Source organism: Massilia sp. X63 (genome assembly GCF_041023745.1).
Taxonomy (GTDB): domain Bacteria; phylum Pseudomonadota; class Gammaproteobacteria; order Burkholderiales; family Burkholderiaceae_D; genus Telluria.
The window spans coordinates 319,801-343,472 of the sequence record NZ_JBFTEF010000003.1; the positions used below are offsets into that span (position 1 = coordinate 319,801).

Annotated in this window: 17 protein-coding genes; all 17 read right to left on the reverse strand. The window is 63.7% G+C overall.

The features are described 5' to 3' along the window. Positions 1 to 19: 19 nt before the first annotated feature. A complete protein-coding gene (locus AB3347_RS08515; RefSeq protein WP_369091351.1) occupies positions 20 to 1,051 on the reverse strand; it encodes a GNAT family N-acetyltransferase in 1,032 nt (343 codons plus the stop codon). Beyond that, entirely contained in the window at positions 1,044 to 3,584 is a 2,541-nt protein-coding gene (locus tag AB3347_RS08520) for an oligosaccharide flippase family protein (RefSeq protein ID WP_369091352.1), read from the reverse strand. Before AB3347_RS08520 ends, AB3347_RS08515 begins: the two co-directional genes overlap by 8 nt. After that, the gene (locus AB3347_RS08525; protein WP_369091353.1) at positions 3,581 to 4,585 is read right to left on the reverse strand and encodes a polysaccharide deacetylase family protein; all 1,005 of its coding nucleotides are present in this window, start codon (positions 4,583 to 4,585) and stop codon (positions 3,581 to 3,583) included. Before AB3347_RS08525 ends, AB3347_RS08520 begins: the two co-directional genes overlap by 4 nt. A gap of 227 nt (positions 4,586 to 4,812) precedes the next feature. Next, positions 4,813 to 6,159: a putative O-glycosylation ligase, exosortase A system-associated gene (locus AB3347_RS08530; RefSeq protein WP_369091354.1), complete on the reverse strand. Its 1,347-nt coding sequence runs from the start codon at positions 6,157 to 6,159 to the stop codon at positions 4,813 to 4,815. Between the two features lie 123 nt (positions 6,160 to 6,282). Continuing rightward, positions 6,283 to 7,473: a glycosyltransferase family 4 protein gene (locus tag AB3347_RS08535; protein ID WP_369091355.1), complete on the reverse strand. Its 1,191-nt coding sequence runs from the start codon at positions 7,471 to 7,473 to the stop codon at positions 6,283 to 6,285. Continuing rightward, complete coding sequence (locus tag AB3347_RS08540) at positions 7,470 to 8,708, reverse strand: TIGR04063 family PEP-CTERM/XrtA system glycosyltransferase (protein ID WP_369091356.1); 1,239 nt, start codon at positions 8,706 to 8,708, stop codon at positions 7,470 to 7,472. The genes AB3347_RS08535 and AB3347_RS08540 overlap by 4 nt, the downstream gene beginning before the upstream one ends. Before the next feature lie 71 nt (positions 8,709 to 8,779). Further along, positions 8,780 to 10,720: an XrtA/PEP-CTERM system amidotransferase gene (locus tag AB3347_RS08545; RefSeq protein WP_369091357.1), complete on the reverse strand. Its 1,941-nt coding sequence runs from the start codon at positions 10,718 to 10,720 to the stop codon at positions 8,780 to 8,782. Then, positions 10,708 to 11,880 carry a TIGR03088 family PEP-CTERM/XrtA system glycosyltransferase gene (locus AB3347_RS08550; protein ID WP_369091358.1) on the reverse strand — a complete coding sequence of 391 codons (1,173 nt, stop codon included), beginning with the start codon at positions 11,878 to 11,880 and terminating at the stop codon, positions 10,708 to 10,710. The genes AB3347_RS08545 and AB3347_RS08550 overlap by 13 nt, the downstream gene beginning before the upstream one ends. After that, positions 11,877 to 13,484 (reverse strand): polysaccharide deacetylase family protein, encoded by a 1,608-nt coding sequence (locus AB3347_RS08555; RefSeq protein ID WP_369091359.1) that lies wholly within the window; start codon positions 13,482 to 13,484, stop codon positions 11,877 to 11,879. Before AB3347_RS08555 ends, AB3347_RS08550 begins: the two co-directional genes overlap by 4 nt. Before the next feature lie 12 nt (positions 13,485 to 13,496). Beyond that, on the reverse strand, positions 13,497 to 15,059 hold the full coding sequence (gene xrtA, locus AB3347_RS08560; protein WP_369091360.1) for an exosortase A: 1,563 nt from the start codon (positions 15,057 to 15,059) through the stop codon (positions 13,497 to 13,499). Then, on the reverse strand, positions 15,050 to 16,243 hold the full coding sequence (locus tag AB3347_RS08565) for a TIGR03087 family PEP-CTERM/XrtA system glycosyltransferase (protein WP_369091361.1): 1,194 nt from the start codon (positions 16,241 to 16,243) through the stop codon (positions 15,050 to 15,052). The genes xrtA and AB3347_RS08565 overlap by 10 nt, the downstream gene beginning before the upstream one ends. Before the next feature lie 3 nt (positions 16,244 to 16,246). Next, entirely contained in the window at positions 16,247 to 17,344 is a 1,098-nt protein-coding gene (locus AB3347_RS08570) for a FemAB family XrtA/PEP-CTERM system-associated protein (RefSeq protein WP_369091362.1), read from the reverse strand. Between the two features lie 41 nt (positions 17,345 to 17,385). After that, positions 17,386 to 18,270, reverse strand: a complete 885-nt coding sequence (locus tag AB3347_RS08575) for an XrtA system polysaccharide deacetylase (protein WP_369091363.1) — start codon at positions 18,268 to 18,270, stop codon at positions 17,386 to 17,388. Continuing rightward, complete coding sequence (locus AB3347_RS08580) at positions 18,267 to 19,316, reverse strand: XrtA/PEP-CTERM system-associated ATPase (protein ID WP_369091364.1); 1,050 nt, start codon at positions 19,314 to 19,316, stop codon at positions 18,267 to 18,269. The genes AB3347_RS08575 and AB3347_RS08580 overlap by 4 nt, the downstream gene beginning before the upstream one ends. A gap of 14 nt (positions 19,317 to 19,330) precedes the next feature. After that, complete coding sequence (locus AB3347_RS08585) at positions 19,331 to 20,911, reverse strand: TIGR03016 family PEP-CTERM system-associated outer membrane protein (protein WP_369091365.1); 1,581 nt, start codon at positions 20,909 to 20,911, stop codon at positions 19,331 to 19,333. Next, the gene (locus AB3347_RS08590) at positions 20,892 to 21,818 is read right to left on the reverse strand and encodes an XrtA-associated tyrosine autokinase (RefSeq protein WP_369091366.1); all 927 of its coding nucleotides are present in this window, start codon (positions 21,816 to 21,818) and stop codon (positions 20,892 to 20,894) included. Before AB3347_RS08590 ends, AB3347_RS08585 begins: the two co-directional genes overlap by 20 nt. 18 nt (positions 21,819 to 21,836) lie before the next feature. Continuing rightward, on the reverse strand, positions 21,837 to 23,369 hold the full coding sequence (locus tag AB3347_RS08595) for an XrtA system polysaccharide chain length determinant (RefSeq protein WP_369091367.1): 1,533 nt from the start codon (positions 23,367 to 23,369) through the stop codon (positions 21,837 to 21,839). Between the last annotated feature and the right edge of the window lie 303 nt (positions 23,370 to 23,672).

The window sequence follows — 23,672 nt, forward strand, 5'->3', positions numbered from 1 at the left end:
GTTTGCTTGCTCCATAATTTCAGTTGTTGAGGCGCCATTTCAGACTATGGTAGGTTCGCGCCGGGAGGTTCAAGGGGAAACTGGTATGCCACGCCCCCCGGAAATACTGATGTTCCTCGTTCGACAGATGACGTTTGCTGGGGCTGTCGCCTTCACCATGGTCGATCATGCCCAATCCGGCTTCCGGACAGGACTGGATCATGCGGTGCATGAGCAGCCGACCAGGCGCATAGCGTGAAAAGTCCGGGTTGTACACCGGCATCCAGTGGTGAAGGACGCCATTTCCGGTAAGACCGAAGTGGGTGGCGAGCCAGGTCCCGCCAGCGTAAAGTGTCGACAGCTGCCCGCTGCAGCTCGGGTGACGAGTGTCGGCCAACAAATGCAACAGGCGCGTGGTCCATGGCGCCGCCATGGCGTCCGCTGCCCCGGTACGCTGGTATTGGGCACGCTTGTGTCGGATCAGGTCGTCCAACAGCGACGTCCGACCCTCGCGCGCATCGAAACAGTATTCCAGCGGCCCCACGTCGCGTATCAGCTGGCGCTCCAGGCGTTCGCTATCGCGCAAGTATCGGTTCTGGTCACGCAGATGGGCTGCGAGCGGGTCCGGCCCTTGTAGACGCAAGCGCAGTCCGATGCGGGGTGCGCTCCCTTCGAGCCCATACGCTAGCTGGGGTTCATCAAGATGCGAAAAACCGAAGCTTCGAATGCCTGCGAGCTGCATCAAGCGCGTCGGTGCGATACGCAGGTTGGGTGCCGCGATGAGGCCGACATAGTCGCTCATCACGCCACCAACCGGTTCCGCGGCGCCTGTCAGGCGCGCGGCAAAATCTGGCAGCTGATAGGGAAGGAAGCCGACGGGCTCGCCATTGCTCATGAGTACGCAGACGCGAACTCGCATGCCTGTCTTCTCAACCGCCCGCGCGAAATGTACGCTGAAGAAAGGCGACGCCAGCTCGGGCGTGGCCGCCTGCAGCCGTTCCCATGCCGCGACAGTGGGCGCATCGAGCTGGCTCGGCGCAAGGATGCGTGAAGTCAGGCGAGTGTTATCCACTGACAGGTCCTCCAATGGCGATCGCTGTGCGCGCTCGCAAGAATAGTGCGCCGGCAAGACGCGCAGGATCGGTTCGTCCGTCGGCCCCGATGATGGCCTGTTCGGCAATATGAATGCGGCCTACCGTTTCCATCGGCTTGTTATCGCCGGCAGCGCCGGGGACGAGTAGATTCAGGTGCGCGGCACTGCCGAACAGATAACGGTAGCCTGCGGCGCGGCAAGCCGCCAATACGGTCGGCGATGAAGTTCCGTGCGGTAGGGACATCGATGCCACCGGCGCCCCCAGCATTGCTGCCAGGTCGGCCTGGGCACCGCCCAGTTCTTCCGCCAGGTCGGCTACTTTCACCAAGGGTTGGTGGGTCTTGCCGTGCCCGCCGACCGCATGCGGCTTGCCGGCCAGTTGCTGCAATTGAGCACGATTGATCATGGCGGATACGCCATCGCTGCGCGGCAGCATGGCGACGAACGCCAGCACCTTCTCGCGCGGCAGCGCGCCGAGTTGACGAATTGCGTGGCGAATTTCTGCTTCGGTCGTGCCGGCACCAACGCCATCCAGTGGCGGCAAACCCTCGCGTGCCAGTATCGCATCAAGTTGCGCCTTGCCGTTCGGCGTGGTTGCCAGAAAGGCAAACACCTGTTCCTCCCAGAATGGGGCCGTACTGTCGACGGCACCACTGACAACGAACACGAGTCCCGCAAGGCCATGACGGTCCAACAAGGGCTGCGCGAATTCAGCCGTATCGGCCCAGCCGTCGTCGAAAGTGACAAGCAGGCTGCGTGGGGGCAGTGTGGCATCGCCCCGCAAGGCAGCGAAAACTTGCTCTGGAGTAACTACGTGGTAATGACGCACAAAAAATGACAGGCAATCATCGAATGTTTCGGGCGTCATTGTCCATTCGGGATCGGCGCCCGCGAAGCGTGCATCGGTACGCGGGAGCACCCGATGGAACATGGCGACTGTCAGGGTATCGCGGTTGCGCAGGCGGTGCCAGATGCTCAGCAGGCCGCAGCGGTAAGCAAGCCCGCGAACACGCTGCTTGAGCGTTGGCGAAGTCAAGGGCAACGGTGCAGGTCTCATATGGATGCCGATTAAAGGAAAAACATGCGTCCCCAAAGGATGACGGCTCAGCCACATCCCAACAAGCCAGCCGGCCGCTGCGCTGATGATGCCTACAAGCAGCGGTGGCCAGGACGATGCCGGTGCATCGCCCCATGTGACTTGCACCATCAATGGCCCGATCAAGCTTGCTGCGGTGATCAGCGCACTGCGCATGCAAGCGCGGATAAGTTTGCCAGGATGTACCCCGACTACGCGATATAGAAAAACCGAATTCATGACTAGAGCAATTGCTTCGGCTACGACAATTGCCCCAGCGACCGCCACCGCCCCGAAACTTGCACTGACAAGGACTGCAAGGATGCGCACCGGCTGCACCATCAGGTTACAGACAGTGGAGCTGCGCACGCCGCCACAGGCGATCATTGCCTGGGGCGCGAACAAGGTCAGGACCGACAGCGCACTTGCGACACACAGCAGGCGTGCCATCGGCACCGAGGCATCCCAGTTATCACCATATAGCGCGCGCACCATCGGGTAGGCCAGCACCATCAAGGCGGCAAAGAACGGCCAGGCAAGTGCAGTCAAGTACTCCACCGCTAACAAGTAGGGCCGTACCAAAGGCTTTCCTTCACGCTGCTCTTGCGAAAAATACGGCAACACCAGCGGAGTCAGCGCGCCTGAGATCAGACGCGTAAACAATTGCACTAGACCAGTAGCACGGCTGAAGTAACCTACCGCAGCCATGTTCAACACCTTGCCCATGATTAAGTCAGGGGCACTCGTGCCGGCCATGTTGGCCAGGTTACCAACGCTGGAAATGCTACCGAAAGACAGGATCGCGCGAATATTGCTGAACTGGGGGATCCAGGCCATACCGGCCGGCCGCACCACGGCACCGGCGATTGCGAATGCGAGAATGCCGGCGAAGTTTGCCCATGCCAAGCTGAGCGCGCCAAAGCCGTGCCATGCCAGGCCGAGGGCTGTAGCAACGTGACATAGCGCGCCGAAGGTTTTCATCCAGAAAATCTTGCCGAGCTGGGCATTTCGCCGCAATACACCAAGTAGCGTTGAACCGAATGAAGAAATGGCGAAACTTGCCGACATCACGACCAGTACATTTTCGATCGCCGGGTTGGCGTAGAACCGTGCTACCGGCCCGCTCAGCACATAGAGCACGGCAGCCATCGCTAGAGCCAGGATGATCGAGACACCGGCGGCTGCGCGCATCTTTTCGCGGGTCAGGTCGCGCTCCGAGATGATGTACTGCGCGACGCCAAAATCGCGGAACACATGTAGCATGCTCATCAGGAACGCAGCAATCGAAAACGTGCCGATTTCGTCGGGGCTAAGCAGGCGCGCGAGGAGCAGAACGGAGACGAACTGAATCCCCAGTTCCACGTACTGCGTCGCGAAGGCGATGCCAACAGAGCGCCTCGACACTGTTGCCACGGCAGGAGCAGACTGCGCCATCATGCCAGCCAGCGCAACAGACGCAGCACAAAGCGATCTGGCGTCCGGTCCCAGGGGCGGGCGCGCGGAAGCGCGAATCTGTCATGGTTTGCGGCGACCGCGCCTGGCGCCGTGGTGAAGGCCGCGCTGAATCCCGCTTCCCTCGCCATCGCCATGTGACGTTCGTTGAAATCGATGCCGCGCTTGCCATTTGGGTAGGCGAAGTAGCGCACCGGTTCACCGATGATCGCCTCGAGCTGGCGCTTGCTCTCGGCAATTTCAAACATGGCCTTGGGGTCGGCGAGGCGCGTCAGGATCGGGTGCGACACCGTATGGGCGCCGATTTCGATGCCCTGCGCCACCATCGAGCGCAACATCGATTCTGTCAGCATCTGGTCCGGATCGCATTGGCCCGACATCTCAGCCAGGCGGTCGATAACCGACTCGCGTTGCTCCGGAGGTAAATACTTGGCAGTCTCCGTAACGACTTCCACGGCGCGCCGGCGCTCGTCGAGCGTGCCTACGGCAATTTTGCCGAGCCCAATATTTTCCAGGTCAAGCGAATCCTGACGCAACTCGCGCACCGCGGTAAGGATTCGGTCGTTCCACATACTGCCTTCGTTGACGTATCCGGTGGTAACGAAAACCGTCGCCGCAAATCCGAATTCGCGCAGGATCGGCAGCGCCAGGTCATGGGTCGAACGGTAACCATCGTCGAAGGTGATGCATACCGCGCGCGGCGGCAATGGACGTGAAGGATCGCGTTCGATTGCCTCGCTCAATGGCAGTACATTGAAATAGTCCGCCAGCGCTTTCATCTGCCAGCGGAAAGTGGCCACATCGGGTTCCGTGCTCAACAGTGGGTCGGCGGCCGGCAGGATGCGGTGATAGTTCAGGATGCAAAGCCGACCCTGCCTGGCATGGCGAGCAGCGAGAAGGTTGCCGGCAAGCCTGGTCAGGCGTGCGCCAACACTGGTCGACGGCATGTACTTTCGAATTGCGGTGCCTTGAACTAGTCGCTCCATCAGTTTTCTACCGATTTTCTTTTAAAAAATTGTACGAAATTGTCCATGGGAGGGAGGAAAGACCAGACCAGGGAAGGGTTTACGGTTTGTCATCATACGCGAAACGTAAGGATTCGAATTTACAATTGGGCGTCGGTCAGTCGTGAATGCTACTTCCACGGAGAGCCCAAAATACGAGCGTACAGTGAAAAAGGTAATGGCGATAAAGCCCATCGGCATGCCTCAGTTTAACTTTCTTGTCGCGTTACAGAAATAGTCGTCATTCTCTTTTCCTTCTCTGGCGTCATAGTGCCCAACATCCGTTTTTCAATGACGATCAGTAGCGCGATCAGTGCAAAACTGAGGTCAAAATAAGCGAAGCTGAGAGCTGCCGACCCGACACAGAAAGCAAACAAACTCAATTGCAGCATCGTATTCAAGTTTTTTATCCAGGAAGGCATGCCTGTGCGCGAAGCGACTTTGTGAATCCTTCGGCTCCGCAAGAAGCTCGTCAACAGAATTGAGATGTAAAGTATCAGCCCCCCAAATCCGTGATCTCCCATTACCTGAAAGTAGGCGCTATGTGCGGCATGCGAGCGGCGGACATCGGGGACAGCGTCACCGGTGTAGAACCAAGGGAAGCTATGGAACTGTTGTGACAATTCTATCCAAACCGGATACGATTCCAGCGCGCGGAAGCCGCCGCCAAACAATGGATGCTCCCATGCCAGAATAAAGCTCAGCTTCCAGGCCACGACCCGGCCCATAAACGAGGCATCCTGGTTCGCCGAATCGATGCTGTCGATCCGCGAAAGCCATTCCGACGAGGCCAGCTGGGCGGCAATTACTACCAACACAACAATCGCGAGCGAAAGCATGATTTTCCTATCGCTCTTGATGAAGAAATAAGCACCCAGCACCAGAAGCGAGATGAAACCGCCGCGCGACTGCGTGCCTATCACTCCCAGGACCAGTAATCCCATCGTACAGACCAGTCCGAACCAGATGATGCGCGACTTGTTGCCATACTCGGTCATCAGGTAATAGCAGATCGGCAGCGTCATTACAAACGCGACGGCAAGCTCGTTGCGGTCGCCAAGGACGTGGCCGGGCAGACCTTCGATCATGTGGCCGCCACCGCTCGCAACGAACTTAAGCGCTTCAAGATTCCCATAGAAGCCAATTGACAACACTATGCACCACAACATGAAATCGATGTGAAGCTTGCGCTCCACGATCAGGAGCACGAAGACGAAGAGGATGACGATCTTGAGGAATCTGTTCCAGTAATCCCAGGTTGCAATTGGATCGCCAATCTGCAGAAATGAAGAAACCGTGGTCCAGGCAAAAAAAACGAGTACTAGCCATCCAGTGGTGGTGAGATACAGACGGGCCTTTTGCTTTGAAAGAAGCCAGCCGCCAATCGTAAAGCCGGCTATTAGCAGGTTGTAGCGAATAGCGCCGGCAGGTCCGTAGACCCAGGCGTTCGGGAAGAACAGCGCAGTCCACACCCACAGTCCGAGGGCAATGAAAGGGCGCATTGCCATGGCATACAGCAGAAAGGGCAGGATTGCCAGCAGGAATACATCGCGCATCGGTCAGTCTTTCCTTTGTTCGGTGCGAGACGTTTTCTTATCGGTGGCAATCGCCCAGCGGCACAGAAACAGAAGAGCGACCAAGTCGCAGGCCCATAGCAGAGAATCCATCTTTAGTCTTGCTCAATTCATGTTAATCAAGGGCGTGCGCATGGCGCCAGCGCGTGCGTCGAGCATGGCGGTAAACAGCTCGATTTGGCCAGTGGTCGTGTCGTCCCAACTGAAGCCTTCCGCGTAACGGCGGGTCGCCGCGCGGTCCGGGTAGTTCGCGCGCAGCGCGGTGACGGCCTCGGCCACGCCTTGCGGACTGCGTTCGCGCATCAGGAGGCCGGCTTCCGGCGCCGCCACCACTTCGGGCGTGCCGTAGACGCGGCTGGCGACGACTGGGGTGCCGCAGGCCATCGATTCGAGCAGCACGTTGGCCCAGCCTTCGCGCGACGAAGCCAGCACCAGCGCGTCGGCGGCGCCATAGTGTTCGCGCAGTTGCGCCTGCGGCACGGCGCCCAGGAACTGCACCCTGCCGTCGACCTTCAGGCTGCGCGCCAGTTCTTCCAGCATGCCGCGGTTGGGGCCGTCGCCGGCCACGACCAGGCGTACGTCGGGCAGCAGCGGCAGGGCGGCGACGATCAGCTCCTGGGCCTTGACCGGCACCAGGTGGCCGACGGTGAGCAGGGTGAACAGCGAATTCGGCTGCCGCTCGGTCGGGCGGAACAGCTGCAGGTCGACCCCGTTGCGCAGCGAAGTCACGCGCTCCGCCGGCACGCCCAGCGCCACGACTTCGTCGCGCAGGGCATTGCAGACCGTGATCACGGCATCGGCGCGGTGCGCCGCCCACTTGATCATCCGACGCGGCAGCGCGTAATTCGGCAGCAGCGTGATGTCGGAACCGCGCGCGGTGATCACCAGCGGCTTGTTGAAATGCCGCGCCAGCATGGCCGCCGCCACGCCGTCCGGGTAAAAATAATGGGCGTCGATCAGGTCGAAGTCGTAGCCTTCGTCGATGATGCGCGCGATCACCGGCTTGGCTGCCTGAGCCAGCAGGAAGGGCGCGACGTTCATGCCGATCTTTGGAATGCTCGGGTAGCGTGGATGCTGCACCTGCAGGCCGTGGCGCACTTCGGCGCGTGCCACTTTCGCCATCTTCGCGTAGTTGCCGAAGCGGGGATTGGTCGAAGGGAACCAGGCCACCGGCGCCACCACGCGCGCCTGTACCTGGCCGCTCGACACCAGGTGACGCAGGCGGGTTTCGACGAAGATGCCGTGGCCCGGCTTCTCCGTGTTGGGGAACAGCGTACTGAAAGTCAGGATCTTCATGCAGCCTGCGATTCCACGGAACCGGTCGAGGGACGGCCAGTGAGACGGCCATAGATGGCCGGGTAGCGTCCCACACTGACCCGCCAGTTGCGCTCGCTCTCGACATAGTGGCGACCGGCCGCGCGCAGCGCCGGCCACAGGTTCTGGGCGCGCAGCAGGGCGCCGACCTTGTCGGCCAGCGAAGCCGGGTCGTCGGCCTTGAACAGCACGCCCGTCTTGCCGTCTTCGATCAGCTCGAGGTGGCCGCCGACGTCCGAGGCCGCCAGGATGCGGCCCTGGGCCATGGCTTCGAGCGGCTTGAGCGGGGTGACCAGGTCGGTCAGGCGCATCGACAGGCGCGGGTAGACCAGCACGTCGAGCAGGTCGTAGTACTTCTGCACCTGGTCGTGCGGCACGCGTCCGGTGAACACCACCTTGTCGCTGATACCCAGGTCCCTGGCCAGCTGGCGCAGCTGGGCGTCCTGGGGGCCGCCGCCGACCAGCAGCACGCGCAGGTCGGGCAGTTCAGTGGTCAGCTGGGGCACCGCGCGCAGCAGGATGTCCAGGCCTTCGTAGGCGTAGAACGAACCGATGAAGCCGATCAGGCGTGCGCCCTGCAGGCCGAGCTTGCTCTTGAGTTCCTGGTCGGCGCTGCCACCCACCGAGAACTTGTCGATGTCCACGGCGTTCGGGATCACCGTGACCTTGTCGGCCGGGATGCCGCGCGCGACGATATCCTTGCGCAGGCCTTCGCAAATCGTGGTGACGGCGTCGGCGCGCTCGAGCGCCCAGGTTTCCAGCGCGCGGGTCGCTCGGTAGCGCAGGCCGTTCTCGCTGCTGGTGCCATGGTCGACCGCGGCGTCTTCCCAGAAGGCGCGCACCTCGTACACCACCGGGATGCCGAACTTTTTGCCGGCCCGCAGGGCGGCAACTGCGTTCAGGCTTGGCGAATGAGCGTGCAGCACGTCGGGTTTCACCAGCGGGATGATGTCGGCCAGGCGCTTTGCCAGGCCGTCGATGACCTCCTTCTGGTTCAGCACAGGCAGCCTGGCCAGCGCGCTCTTCGAGGCCGGGGTGCGGTAGAAATGCAGGCCGTCCACCGTTTCCTCGAGCTCTTCGCCCGAGTTCTGCTTGGAGCCGGTGACGTGGAAGGTTTCCCAGCCGAGCGCGCGCTGTTCGCGCAGGATCGAGCGGGTGCGGAAGGTGTACCCGCTGTGCAGCGGGATCGAGTGGTCGAGGACGTGGAGGACTCGCATGGTCTTGTGGTTCCGGTTGCGCTGTGTTTGCTGTTGCGTTTGCTGGTTCTGCCGGTCTGGTTTCGCGGCGTTCAGGCGCTTGCCAGGACAGGCGCCTTGCCCGCCGTGGCTGCCGCACCGGTGGCGCCGTTTGTGCGCAGGAACGCGTCGAACATCAGCACCGACCACAGAGTCATGCTGTGGTCCTTTGCGCTGGACTGGTGCTCGTCCACCATCTGTTTCAGGAAGGCCGGATTGAAAATGCCGGTGTCGAGCAGGGCAGGGTTGAGCACCGCGGACCGCATGGCGTCCGCAAGCGGTCCGCGCAACCAGGCCGCCAGTGGTATCGAGAAGCCCTGCTTCTTGCGGTAAAGGATATCCTCGGAGAGGAAGGGCTGCAGCGCCTTCTTGAAGATATGCTTGCCTTCGCCATTGCGCAGCTTCGAGTCGGACGGTAGACCTGATACCCATTCCACGAACTGGTGGTCGAGCAGGGGCACGCGTACTTCCAGGGCGTGGGCCATGCTGGCGCGGTCGACCTTGGTGAGGATGTCGCCCGGCAGGTAGGTCTTCATGTCGAGGTACTGGATCAGCGACAGCGGATCGTCGGTCGGGGCCTTGGCCGCATAGCCGCGCATTACCTCGACCGCGCGGTAGCCCTGCAGGCGCGTCTTGAACGAGGCCGAGAACAGCTGGTTGCGCAAACGGTCATTGGTATTCGACACGCCATGGAAGTAGCCTTCGGTCAGGTCGCGCGCCAGCGCTTCCAAAGTGGTCTTCGCACGGAACATGCGCGGCGCCCAGTCGGCTTTAGGATAGGCTGCGCCGAGCAGGCCGAATACCGGCTTGCGTAGCGCCAGCGGCAGCATCGAACGCACGCGCTCTTCTCCCATCGCCATCCGGTGGCGGCGGTAACCGGCGAAATTCTCGTCGCCGCCGTCGCCTGACAGGGCTACGGTGACACGCTTCCTGGCCAGCTGGCAGACGCGGTAGGTCGGGATCGCCGAGCTGTCGGCATACGGCTCGTCGTACAGCGCGGCCAGTGTATCGACCAATCCGTAGTCGTCCTTGTCCACGGTTTCGCACTGGTGGTTTGTCTTGTAGCGCTCGGCGACCTGGCGCGCGTATTCGGATTCGTCGAAAGCCGGATCGTTGAAAGCGATCGAGCAGGTGTTGACGGGTCCCTCGGTGACGCCGGCCATCATTGCCACCACCGCGCTCGAATCGACGCCCCCCGACAGGAAGGCGCCCAGCGGCACGTCCGAGATCAGGTGGCTCTGGACCGCTTCGCGCAGGCGCACCACCAACTCGGCTTCGATGTCGCGCTCGCTCATGGCGGCGTGGGGGGTGAAGGGCACGTCCCAGTACTGTTTCGACGCCGGCACCGGATGGCCCACGCGGATGGTCAGGGTGTGGCCCGGCAGCAGCTTTTTTGCACCTGTAAAAATGGTGCGTGGTTCCGGTACGTAGCCGTATGCAAAATATTCCTCTACCGCCAGCGGGTCGATCTCGCGCTTGAGCATAGGCAGGGTCAGTAGCGACTTCAGCTCGGAACCGAAGGCCAACATCCCGTCACCTAGCAGCGCATAGTGCATCGGCTTGATGCCGAGGCGATCACGCGCCAGGAACAAGGTCTGCTTCGGACGGTCCCAGATTGCGAAGGCAAACATGCCGCGCAGGTGGTTGACGCAGGCTTCACCCCACTGTTCGTACGCGTGGACGATGGTTTCGCTATCAGAAGGCGTGCGGAACACATGGCCAAGAACTTGCAGTTCGGCGCGCAGTTCGCGGAAATTATAGATCTCGCCATTGAACACGAGGGCGATGGTTTCGTCTTCGTTGAACAATGGCTGCAGTCCTGCTTCGAGCGCAATGATCGAGAGCCGGCGGTGGCCGAAGCCCAGGCCTGGTTCCACATGCAGGTCACCTTCCACGGGCCCGCGGTGAAATTGGCTCTCGTTCATTCGGTGCAGCAGGCCGCGATCGATGGAACGACTGCCCTTCGTATCAAAAATTCCAACTATTCCGCACATGGTTCACTTGCTTTATCAGGTGTTGTTTTGGTAAGCACCAGGCGGTCGTAGAGCGCCAGGTAATGAGAGAGCATCGCGGTCATGCTGTAATGCTGCTCGACGCGTACGCGCGCGCGCGCGCCATGCTGGCGCGCCAGTTGCGGCTGCGCCGCATAGCGTCCGAGCGCCGCAGCCAGCGCCTTCGGGTTTCTTGTCGGCACCAGGAAACCGGTCTCGCCTTCCTGCACCAGATCAGGGATGCCGCCGACGGCGGTCGATACCACCGGCAGGCCACTTGCCATGGCCTCGAGCATGGTAACCGGGGTGCCCTCGGCGATGGAGCTGAGGGCGAACACGTCGAAACGGCGCATGATGGCGGCGATGTCGTGGCGCGCACCGGGAAGCAGCACGAACTCGTCGAGTCCGGCGTCAGTGACCTTGCGCTGTAGCGCCGCGCGCAGCGGGCCTTCGCCGACGATTGCCAGGCGCATGCAAGACGCGGCTTCGGGCAGCTGTTCGCGCAGCAGCGCGAAGGCGTCGATCAGCGTCGCATGGTCCTTGACATCCTGTACCCGCCCGACAGTGCCGATTACAAAGCAGTCGTGCCATTCCGGCCAGTCTACCGGTACTGGCGCCGCTCGATCGGGTCGGAAGGTGACGGTGTCGACACCGTTCTCGATCAGCTGGTTCTTGGCGTCGGGTACCCCGACCGTGCGGGCCAGCCAGTTGCGCAGGTCGGCTGAAACGGGGATGAGGCAGTCGATTACCGGCACCAGCAGGCGACGCAGCAGGTTGTGCTTGCGATTGCTGCCGTCCGGATCGCGCGCGTCGCGCCCGTGTTCGGCGTGCACCCGCACTGGCACACCGGCAAGCAGCGCGGTGAGCTGGTATTCCATTGCGGCCAGGTTGTAGGTGTGCAGAATCGCCGGGCGCAAGCGGCGCAGCAGGCGGAACAGCTGGAGATGGATTTCCGGCGCCAGGCCAGGCGCCTTGTTCAGGGCGATGATGTCGACGTCCGGACGCGTGATCCGCTGTGCAAAGTCCGAATAGCGGGTCAGGCATACGATCGCGTGGCGGTAGCGGCCGACAGGCATGCGGTTGATCTGTTCGACCAGCAGCGTCTCCAGCCCGCCGAAGTCGAGCACATAGGTCAGGTGGACGATGAGTGGCGGCTGCTTCATTGCGTCTTGTCCCAGCCGCGCAGGCGCGCCTGCAGCGTGGTCAGGTCGAAGGCCCAGTTCACGCCGATGCGCTTGATGTTGAACAGGTCCAGGTCCGTGCCGTTCAGGCCGCCGTAGGCCGAGAAGCAGGCCGCATAGCCGAGCTTTTTCATCATGTCGATGCGGGACGCCGTGACGTGGTGCTTGCGGCCGTACGGGTAGGCGATGAAGACTTGCTCCTGGCCCAGTTCGCGGCGAATGTCGTTGAGCGATCCCTGCAGCTCTTCGAGTGCGAGGTCGTCGCCGATTTCGGCCAGGTTGACGTGGTTGCGCGTGTGGCTGCCGAAATGCAGCCCCCAGTCGCGCATGCGGCGGATCTGCTCCCAGCTCATGTTGTCGAGACCGAAGCCGAGGGCGCGCATGTCGTGGTCGAAGGGCTTGTTGTCGCGGATCTTCTCGGTGCTGACGAAGAAAGTGCACGGCACCTGGTGCTTGAGCAGGATCGGCGCGGCATTTTCGTAGTTGTCCAGATAGCCATCGTCGAAGGACACGGCGATCACGGGTTTGTTCGTGTTGCGCGGGATCTTGCCCTCGACGATCTCCTTCAGCGACACGGTCACGAAATGCTTGGCCACGTAGGCCATGTGTTCGTCGAAGCGCTCGATGCCGATCGTGACGTGGTCGCGGAACTGGTCGCTCACGCGGTGGTACAACAGGATGATGATGCGTTGGTTGCCGGTGCGGCCATGCAGCCAGTTCAGCATGGGCATCCAGCAATGCGCGTATGCCATGAACATTAACTGTTTGGCGGCAATTTTTAGTGCGCTGCCCCGAGAGGGATCGCGTGCCGCTAGCTTGCGTGCAAGGCGTGCTTCCAGCGCCAGCGGCGGACGGGTATTGGTGCTGCCGCCCTGCGGCTGCGGACGGAAGCTGGCGGTTCCGTCGCGCAGGCGGCCGACCGCCTCGCACACGAGTTCTACGCCGACGCGGTCGAGTTTGGTTTTCAGGCCGCGAAGCGTCGAGTAGCGGTCTACAGGAACGCTGGCCTCCAGCAGGATGTCGCCGGTGTCGAGGCCGGCATCGACGCGGTGGACCGTGACGCCGACGCTGGTTTCGCCGTTGTGCAGCTCCCAAAAACCAGGAGGCATGCCGCGGTAGTGCGGCAGGCGACCCTTGTGCAGGTTGATCGTGCCCAACCGCGGCAGCGTGAACAGCGCCGGCTTGAGGATCGGGGCGCCCAGCGCGATGCCCAGGTCGGATGCGCGCGCAGCAAGCCAGGCGCAGGCATCGGGACCGTTGATGGCGGTGACATGCTTGATCGTAATACGCGGATGCTGCTGCAGCGCCTCGGTGGAGAATGCTTGTCCCGGCCGGTCCACACTCGGTTGCGGACGCGAGACAAGACGGGAAGCCGCCAGTTGCATGATTTCGGCGCCCTGATAGGGAACCCAGCGCCAGCCGTGGCGACGCAGGTTTTTCCACTGGTTGCGCATCAGTGTGCCCACACGCTTGCGCGGTGCGTGAACCAGCACGGAAAACTCGCAGTCGGGGAACTGGTCGGCCAGCGACACGATGTTCCAGCGCACGTTGAAATCGAGATGAGCGGTGAAGATGACAATGTTCATGGCCTGCTTTTCTTATTGTTGTCGTGTGTGCACCAGCGCGGCGTCGACCGCGACAAAGTTCTGAACCAGGAAAGCGCGTAGCGTTGCGCGCGCCGCTGCCTGGTCGTCGCCTGCCGGAGCGGCGATCGTCACCAGCGCGGCGTCGTCGCCGCGGAACAGCAGCTTGCCCTGGGCCTGGCGCAGCTTGCCGGCCACGTTGCTTGCCGTGTAGCCGCCGTCCACCCACATGACCTGCCACACCAGCAGCGGTCCGCCGGGGCCGGACAGCACGGCTTCGCGCAGCGGCAGGCTGCGGCCGGCCACGCTTTCGCTACGGCCCGCGGAGGCGGTCTCGTGGAAGGCGTCCTTGACCTTGGCGATGCGGTTGACGGAGCTGATCAGGCCTTTCTGCTTGGTCTGGTTGCGGTAGTACAGGATGTCCAGCCGCACCGGGCGCCCGTCCGGAGCGGCATAGGTGCGTGCCAGGCGCGCGTCCGGTTCCATGTAGTCGAGCTGCCAGTCCGGGAAGCCGGAAGCCGCCGGCCATGCCAGGTCGGGCGCGGCCAGTACCACTTGTTGCGGGTTGTGGTTGGCGCGGTCGTTGTAGGAGGCGAAGGCCGGCCACACGGCGGCCATCGCGAACACGGCAAGCGCCATCGGCACCAGCGATTTGACAGGACCCCGGGCGGCGGATGCGGTGTCGTCCGCAGTGTCCGGTGCGGCGCCGGCGGCGGGCTGGTCGTCCTCGCGCCAGTAGCTGCCGATCCAGAACATGATGAACATGACGACGCCGAAGAACAGCCAGCCGTAGACCAGGTGGTCGACGCCGGTGGCCAGCTCCATGCCGCTGGAGTGGCCAATCATGACGATGCCGTAGGCACGCAGCCAGTTGGCGACGATCGGCACCACGATCGACAGGCCGATGAAGACCGCGCGCCGCAGGTTGGAGCGGTAGGTCAGGTAGGCGTACAGGCAGCCCAGGGTGATCGAGGAAATCAGGTAGCGGATGCCGCTGCAGGCCTCGACCACCGACCAGCTGCCGGTGGGCAGTTCGAAGCGGGTGCCGTTGCGCAGCACCGGAATGCCGGTGGCCTGCACCGCCCACACCGTGAAGTCGGCGGTGTAGTTGATCAGGGGACCGACGAAGACTTCGCCGAACGGCACCGCAAACAGCAGGAACAGCAGCGGGAAGGTGAATTTCGAGGCCAGGCGCGGGCCGAGCAGGGTGAGCGCAGCCAGCGGCAGCATGGCCACGAAGGCGTATTGCATCACCACCTGCACGTCGCCCATGCGTCCGGCCAGCCAGGCCGCCCCGGCGCCGGCCATCAGCACCAGCCCGGGCCACCAGGGCCGCGCCGGCAGGCGTGCGAACCAGGCGCGCTCGCGCCAGATCAGCGCCAGGCTGATCGGCAGGATCACGTAGCCGTGGGCGAAGGTCTCGGAGCTGTTCCAGGTGTCCACCATCGAGCGGACGGTGGCGAGGTACAGCAGGAAGGGCGCCAGCAGCGCCAGCGCCAGCGGCACCAGGCTGGGACGCGCCGGCGCCGGAACCTCGACGCTGGTCTGCAGCACGCCGGGTGGAGGTGTCAGATGCATTCGAGTCGCTCCCCGATGCAGGCCAGGTTGCTCGGCCAGCTGTACTTGCGTTCGACCCTGGCGCGTGCCGCCAGGCCCATCTCGTTGTCGCTGCGGTCCAGCAGCGCGCCGACCGCGTCGGCGAAGGCGGCGGCGTCCTGCGCCAGCACCAGCTCGCGCCCAGGCTCGGCGTCGATGCCCTCGAGGGCCTGCGGCGACACCACCACCGGGGTGGCCATCGCCATCGCCTCGAGCACCTTGTTCTGGATGCCGCGCGCGATGCGCAGCGGGGCCACCGCGGCGCGCGCATGCGCGATGTACGGGCGCACGTCGGGTACGGTGCCGGTAACGACGATGTTCGGCTGCTTGGCCAGCTCCAGCACCGCCGGGGCGGGGCGCGCACCGACGATGTAGAAGCGCAGGTCGGGGAAGCGCGCGCGCAGCAGCGGCATCACGTCGGCGGCGAACCACTGCACCGCGTCGACGTTCGGCCAGTAGTCCATGGCGCCGGTGAACACGATGGCGCGCTCGCCGTCGGCGTAAGGGCTGCACTGCACGGCCTCGGGCGAGAAGTAGTCGGTATCGACGCCGTTGCTGAAGTAGCCGATCTTGGCGTTGCTTTCCGGCGCCAGCTGGCGGAACAGGTCGGCTTCGGGGCCGGACACGAACAGCGAGGCATCGTACTCGCGCGCCACCTGGCGCTCGTAGGACAGCAGCTGGCGCGCCTCGTGGCGGTACAGCCAGCTCATCGGCCAGGATTTCTTGTCGGCGTACTGGCGCCATTTATCCGAGTCGACGTCGCAGAAGTCGACCACGCGGCGCGCGTTCGGGTATTTGTCGGCGTACTGCGCCATCGCCGACGAGAACACCAGCACGCGTTCGATCTTGTGCGCGGCGACGGTCTGGTCGACCCAGCGCTGCAAGTCGGCGTCGCGGTAGTAGTCGAGCGAGAGCGAACGGTTCTTCACCAGCGCGCCCAGGCTGCGCACGCGCGACAGCAGGGGATTGAGGCTGGCGAAGTGGCTGCTCGCGCACATCTTCTCGACGGTCGGCACGTGCTGCCAGTCGTCGGGATCGTCCACGAAGGTGGCCAGGTGCACCCGGTACTCGCGCGCCAGGTGCTTGAGCAGGTGGTAGGAGCGGATCTTGTCGCCCTTGTTGGGCGGGTAGGGGATCCGGTGGATCAGCAGCAGCAGGTCTTCCACGTCTTATCCCAGGTTGCGCACGATGTAGGGGCCGAGGAAGTTTGCCACCGGCAGCGGCAGCTTCTTCCACATCTTGATGAACAGCTGGTACTTCGGGTTCAGCGGATTGTTGTCCGGCAGCTTGTCCGATGCATACAGCTTGTATTCATACGGCAGCGGGGTGGCGGTGAAGCCCCAGTTCTTCTTGAAGTCGTAGGCGCCGGTGCCCAGCTTGCTGCGGCCGTAGTCGAAGATGCGGCAACCGCGCGCGGCTGCGGCCTGCATCAGGTTCCAGTACATGAAGTCGTTGCCCGCCACTTCGCGCGCCAGGTCCATTCCGCCTCCGTAGTAGGGCACGACCTCGTCGCGCCAGTAGAAGGACAGCACCGAGGCCACCAGGCGGTCGTCTTCGGTGTAGATGCTGCGCACCTCGCACTCGTCGCCGAAGACCTGCTGCAGCAGGGCGAAGTATTTTTTCGGGAACACCGGGGTGCCCAGGCGCAGCACGCTGTTGGCATAGGCCTCGAACATGCGGTCGACGTTGTCCTCGACCACGCCTTTCAGGCCCAGCTTGATACCCTTGCGCACCATGGCGCGCTGCTTGCGCGGGATGGCGTTCAGGTTGGCTTCGTCATCAAGGCTGATCTCCTTGCGGAAGGTGACGTACAGCTCCTTGGTGTGCCAATCGGGATCGTCCGGGTGGGCGCGCTGCATGCCGCGGTATTCCAGGTGGCCGACGCCCAGTTCGCGCGCCAGCTTGTCGGCTGCCTCGTCGAGCAGCACGCGCGCGCCGTCGTCGATGGCGGCCACGCCGCCGTACACGCAGAAGGGCATGGCGCCGAGCGAATGGCCGAACAGGCGGCTCTTGATCTCCGCCAGCGGGAGAATGCCCTGGATCTGGCCCTCCTGCTGGACATAATAGAACCAGGTCTTGATGCCGAACGATTCTTCGATGACTTTCTGCCAGCCCGACAGGTGGAAGAAGGTGGCGTCCGGGCAGGCGCGCACGAAAGCATCCCAGCGGGCGCGTTCGTGCGGCTGCAGGAGGTGGAGCGTTTGCGGTCCGGTGGCGAGCACCGGGGCGGCGCGTTTGGCCTGTGCCGCTTCAATGATCGAGTTCATGCCGTGCTATGCCTTGTCGTTGTGCTGCTCTGCTGCTTGGTTTATGGACGGCCCAGGAAGATGCGGTCCATGCGATCCCACGCGAAGTCGCGCGCCAGTTGCTCGAGGCGACCTTCCATGCGGTCGATGTTGACGTAGTGGCGGAAGCGCGACTTGGCGTCCAGCCCTTGCGGGCGCGGCTGGCCGGGGTCGAGTTCCCAGGGGTGGAAGTAGAACAGGGCCGGCTGGCGGTCTTCGCGGTTCACCTTCTGCATCATCCAGCGCGACAGCGCGTAGGGCAGCAGGCGGAAATAGCCGCCGCCGCCGGCTGGCAGGTTCCGGCCCAGCATGTTGACCGTGGTGACCGGCACTTCCAGCAGTCCGTCCGGGCCGTGTGGGTAGAAGGCAAAGCGCGGCGCGTCCGGCATGCCGTAGTGGTCGTGCGCGATCGGGTAGATGCTCGAGCTGTAGCGGTAGCCGGCTTCCTGCAGCGCCTCCAGCGCCCACAGGTTGGCGTGGCCGATCGAGAAGCTCGGCGCGCGGTAGCCCAGCACTGCCTGGCCGCCGATGTCTTCCAGCAGTGCCTTGCTTGATCTGATGTCGTTGTCGAACTGGGCGCGGGTCTGGTCCGAGGCGCGCAGGTGGCCGTAGCCGTGGCTGGCCAGTTCGTGGCCGGCGGCGACGATGCTGCGCACCATGGCTGGGTAGCGTTCGGCGATCCAGCCGAGGGTGAAGAAGGTGGCCTTCACGCCGTGCCGTTCGTAGATGGCCAGGATGCGTTCCATGTTGGCTTCCACCCGGCACTCGCGGCTCGGCCAGCTGTCGCGGTCGATGTAGGGCGCGAAGGCAGATACCTGGAAGTAGTCCTCGACGTCGCAGGTCATGGCGTTCTTGATGCGTTCTCCCGGAGCCGGCAGGGGACGCGGAGCAGGCGCGTAGAGTTTCATTCCTGGTTGTCCATGTGCTGGGCCGCCGCGCCCTGCGGCGTGGCGACGATCTTCTTCAGGATCGACAGTACCGAGACGATCGATTTCTCGAGGCGCATCATGCGTTCGTCGAGCACTTCCAGGTTGGCGCCGCGGCGTTCTTCCGCGCGGGTATCGGCAGCGCGCAGTTCGCCCCCGTGCAGGCCGGCCGCCGCGCCGGCAGCGGGATCGGGCGTGCCCATGCCGTCGGGCAGCTCGTATTCCTCGGAAATGTCGCGCACCACTGCGTTGATGTCGGCCTCGGTGAAGGCGTGCATCTCTTCCAGGTAGCCCATCAGGAGCACCCGGTCCATCAGCGTGTTGGTCTTGCGCGGGATGCCGCCGCTGTAGGCGTAGATCGCGCCGTGGGCGCCGTCGTCGAACGCGGGGTCGCCCTTCCAGCCGACCGTGGCCAGGCGGTGCTCGACGTAGGCGCGGGTTTCCTGCGCGTCCATCGGGCCCAGGTGGTAGCTGGCGATCACGCGCTGGCGCAGCTGCTGCATGCCGGGGCTGTGCAGGGTGGCGCGGAATTCCGGCTGGCCGAGCAGGAAGGTCTGCAGCAGCGAGCGGTCGTCGGTCTGGAAGTTCGACAGCATGCGCAATTCCTCGACCGTGCGCGCGTTCAGGTTCTGGGCTTCGTCGATCACCAGCAGGGCGCGCTTGCCCTGGCGATCGACCCCGCGCAGGAACTGCTCCAGGCGATTCAGCAGCTCGGCCTTGCTGGCGCCTTCGAAGGGCAGGCCAAAGGCCGAGACCACCATGCGCAGTGTGTCTTCCGGATCGAGGCTGGTGTTGACGATGTGCGCGGCGACAATCTGGTCGAGCGGGATCTTGTTGAGCAGGTTGCGCACCAGCGTGGTCTTGCCGGCGCCGACTTCGCCCGTGATGACGATGAAGCCTTCGCCCTGCGACAGGCCGTACTCGAGGTAGGCCATGGCGCGCTTGTGGCCCTTGCTGCCGAAGAAGAAGTGGGGATCGGGCCGCAGCTGGAAGGGTTTGGCGGACAGTCCGTAGTAGGTTTCGTACATCGCTTGCTGGCTCCTTAAAGCTCGGCGGACAGGCTGGCGGAAATGGAATGCTCCTGGTACGGCGAAGCGGCCGGGCCGAAGACGCCGCGGGTGCCGGCGCTGCGGCGCAGGTCGAGCGTCGCACGCGCATGGCGGCTCAGCTCGCGGCTCAGTCCGATCCGGAAATCGCGCCGCAGGTCGTCGAAGTCGGTCGTGACCGAACGGCTGCGCGACCAGCTGGCCGAGGCCACCGCGCTGGTGCGCGTGTTGAGCCGGTAGTTGACGCTGGCGTTTGCGCCGCGCTGCCGGACGTTGTCGTTCAGCCCACGCTGCTGGCTGCCGAGCAGGGCGCTGTCGCTTTGCTGGTTCGACAGGGCGATGCGCTCGTTGTCGTACAGCGCCAGTAGGCCGCTGGTGCGCGGCAGCCTGAACGCCATCGATCCTTGGAAACCCTTCTGGCGGAAGTAGCGGTTGCTCAGGAAATTAATACTGTCCGCCAGGCTGAGAGGCAGGCCGTTGGCGCGGATATAGGCCGCCACTGCCTGCTGGCGCGCGGCCGGATCGATGATCGTCGTCGAAAACAGCCGGTCCAGCATGGCGCTGGTATCGATCGCGGCCGGCAGCAGGAACTGCTCGCGCGAGGTGGTCACGATATCGTCGTAGCCGAGGTTCCACACGGTGCGCCGGCTACGGTGCATCAGCGAGAACTGGCCGGTCTGGCCGTAGAAATGGCGGCCGAGCGCCGCGTTGACCCGGGTCCGCAGCGAGGGCGCCCAGTCGACGCCGAGCGACCAGTTGCGTCCGGCGGTGTCGCCGCCCAGGCGGTCGAACTCGTAGCGGTCGTAGCCCGCGCTGGCGGTCAGGGCCAGGCGCGCAGTCAGCGCATAGCGCAGGTTGCCGACCGTGGTCTGGGTCGAGGTCTCGCCATTGATCGAATCATCGAGTTGCTGGCGCATGTGGGCCAGGCTCCAGCCCAGCTTGCCGAATGCGGGGCCGCTGACCAGGTTGGCGCTGACGCTGTCGCCGCTGGTGGCGGCATAGCCGGCCACCTCGGATCCCGAGACGCGGTCGCGCGCGTAGCGCACCGTCAACGATGCATCTGGTCCGAAGCGCCGTTCCAGGTAGGGGCTGATGCGCCAGGTCTCGACCCGGGTACGGTTCGCCTCCAGGTAAGGCACGTCCTCGACCCGCGGCCCGAAGGCCGAGATGTTGCTCGGGGCCCGGGTGGCGCTCGCATCGACGTACAGGAATTCATCGGCCAGGGTGGCGCGCCCCGCCAGCGCGTACTCGAAGCTGTGGTCGAGCGTATTGCGCACTTGTTCGTCGCGGTATTTGAAGTTGCGCCACTGCGCGGTGCCGTTGAGGGTCAGGCGCGGGCCGGTCCCGGTCAGCGCGAGCGTGGGAGTCAGTTCGCTGATGACGTTCGAGCGCTTCTGGGCATTGCTTTCAAGCCAAAAATTATCGGTGTAGCGTTCGGTCAGGGTCACGGCCGGCACCACGCGCCACTCGGCATGGGCCTCGGATGCCAGCAGCATGGCCACCGCCGCCGCGAGGGGCGCCAGGCGCGGCCGACGCGCGCTGTGCCCGTCCCGGCATTCAACCATAGTGGTAGTCATACGTCTCTTCGATGCCGGGGATGTCCCTGGTCTTGTTATAGATGAGGTTGACGTTGGGGTGGCCATCGAGCTGGCGCAATGCTTCGCCGAGCGCATGCTGGGTGGTCTTCTGGGCTTCGACCACGACCACGATCTGGCCCATGTGGCTGGCCAGCGCGCGCGCCTCGCTGGTGAGCAGCAGCGGCGGCGAATCGAAGATGACGATCCGGTCCGGATAGCGGTTGGCGATCTCGTGCACCAGGTTTGCCATCGTCGAGCTGGCGAGCAGTTCGGTGGCGCGCGGCGTGCTGGTGCCGGCGGACAGGATGGCCAGGGTGTCGACGTTGGTGCGCAGCAGGACGTCGGAGACGTCGAGCTTGTCGTCCACCAGCAAGTCCATCAGGCCGCGCTGGGCCGGCAGGCCGAGCGTGCGCAGCACCGAAGGGCGCGCTACGTCGGCGTCCACCAGCAGCACGGTGTGGTCGAGTTCCATGGCGATGCTCATCGCCAGGTTGATGGCGCAATAGGTCTTGCCTTCGCCCGGCAGCGAGCTGGTCAGCATGATCAGGTTGCCCGGCTTGTCCTTTGGCTGGCCCTCGGCGAAAGCACGCTTGAGCAGGGGGCGCTTGATGATGCGGAAGTCTTCCAGCAAGCGGGTACGCCCGCCCGCGGCCGTCACCAGCCCCATGTCGCGCATCTTGGCCAGGTCCAGGTCGACTATGCGCGTATTGTGGCGCAGGGCCGGGCTGTCGGCCGGCGCCGGCTGGGCGGCCTCGGGCAACGGCAGGGCCGGTGCAGCCGGCGGCGGCAAGGACGGCGCAGCTGCCACGGGCTCGAGAACGTCGATGCCCGCGTCGGACTTGGCCGGCATGCTGGCCTGTCCGCGTTCCAGGTCGATGCGGCGTGCCGCTTTTTCGATAATGCTCACGTCTGCTCCTTGTGATCGTTACATGCCGTTCGGGCGTGCCAGGATGGCCATGACGCCTGCGCCATAGAGCCCGAGCAGCAGCAGCACGGCGGTGCCCAGCGCGTACAGGCGGCGCTTGTGGCGGATGGTTTGTTCGCCGGTCCAGTTCATGCTGATCGAACCGAGGATCGGCAGGCCGGTGGCCTCGTGCAGCCTGGCCTGGCTCAGGAAGGTCGGACGCAGCTGGCTCAGCAGGAAAGCGGCGCCCAGGCCGGCGCCCAGGGCCGCGGCGAATACCAGCGAGAACAGGCGCAGGCGGTTGGGTCCGGAGGGCATCGCCGGCGCCGTCGGCGGGTCGATCACGCGGAAGGTCAGCATATCGGTCGCCGAGGACAGGTCGCCCGACAGCTTGGCCGACTCGCGGCGCTCGACCAGCTTCTGGTAGTTTTCGCGGTTGACTTCGTAGTCGCGATTGAGCTGGGCCAGCTGGGCTTCGACTTCCGGCGCCTGGGCGCTGCTGGCGCGCAGCTGCGCCACGCGGGCCGAGTACTCGGATACACGGGCCCGCAGCGAGGCCACGCGCGCTTCGGCATCGGCCAGCGACACGTTCAGCTGCTGGAACATCGGGCTGTAGCCGGCGCCCGGATCGGCGCTCGGCTTGCGGTTCTTGGCTTCTTCCTTCTTGCGTGCGATCAGCTGATCGAGCAGGCGGGCGTTGGCGACGATGTCCGGATGGGCTTCGGTGTACTGGGTGCGCAGGCCATCCAGGGTCTTGGTGACGGCAGCGATGCGCTCGTCGAGTTCCGGATTGCTGACGATCGGCGCCACACTGTCGCCTGGCGCGGCTTCGCCCGAGATCTTGCGCCGGAGCGCGTTGCGCGCCTGCTCCGCTTCGGCCAGCTCCAGGCGTGCGGAGTTCAACGCCTCGTTGGCGGCGGCCATGCGCGAGCCGTAGTCGCCGCCTTGCGCGGGCAGCAGGCCGAGGTTGCGGATCTTGAATTCCTTGAGAGAATTCTCGGCCGCAGCCAGCTTTTGCTCGTAATTGCGGATCTGCTCGTCGATGAACTGGACGGCCTTGTCCGAATCCTGCTTCTTGCCGCCGAAGCTGCCTTCGACGAAGATCTGCAGGAAGGCCTGCACCACGTCCTTGCCCAGCTTGGCATCCGGGGCGGTATAGCTGATGGTGTAGATGTCGTCGCGCTCGGTGCCGCTGAGCTTGATGTTCGACATCATTTCGTTGACCATTTTCTCCTGGTCCTTGACGGTGGTCGCCTTGACATCGAGGTCGACCATGCGCATGACGCGCTCGACGTTCGGGCGGCTGATCAGGGTGCCGCGCATGAACATCACCTGCTGCTCGACGTTCGGGAGCGTGGTCATGCCCGACAGCAGCGGTTTGAGGATGCTCTGGGTGTCGACGTAAACGCGGGCCGAGGCCTCGTACTGGTTGGGTAGTTTCAGTACCACGGCCCAGCCGACGAGGGCAACGAGCCAGGTAATGACGACCGCATGCCAGCGGTATTTTCCAATTGCTTTTAGGAACGTAAGGATTGCGGCTGTGATGTCTGCCATGTCATGAATCTCGCCTTAGTGACTTGCGCTGGCGCAAGTCGATCAATCAATAAATAGACTGCATGATCGCTTGTTGACTGTGCAATTGCAATTGCAGTCGGAAAAATGTACGGATGGCGCGAAGAAAATAGCGACCTCTGCAACACAAATTCCCTGCAAAAACACTTCTAGTGCAAAATCAGCGACATTTCCTGGTCAATTGTTGCATAATTGCAACTTATTAATGAAGAAAATGTTTTCCCTAGTCAAGGAGAGCAGATCGCGCTCGTAGCTGGTGTTCAGTCCTGTATAACAACTATTGCC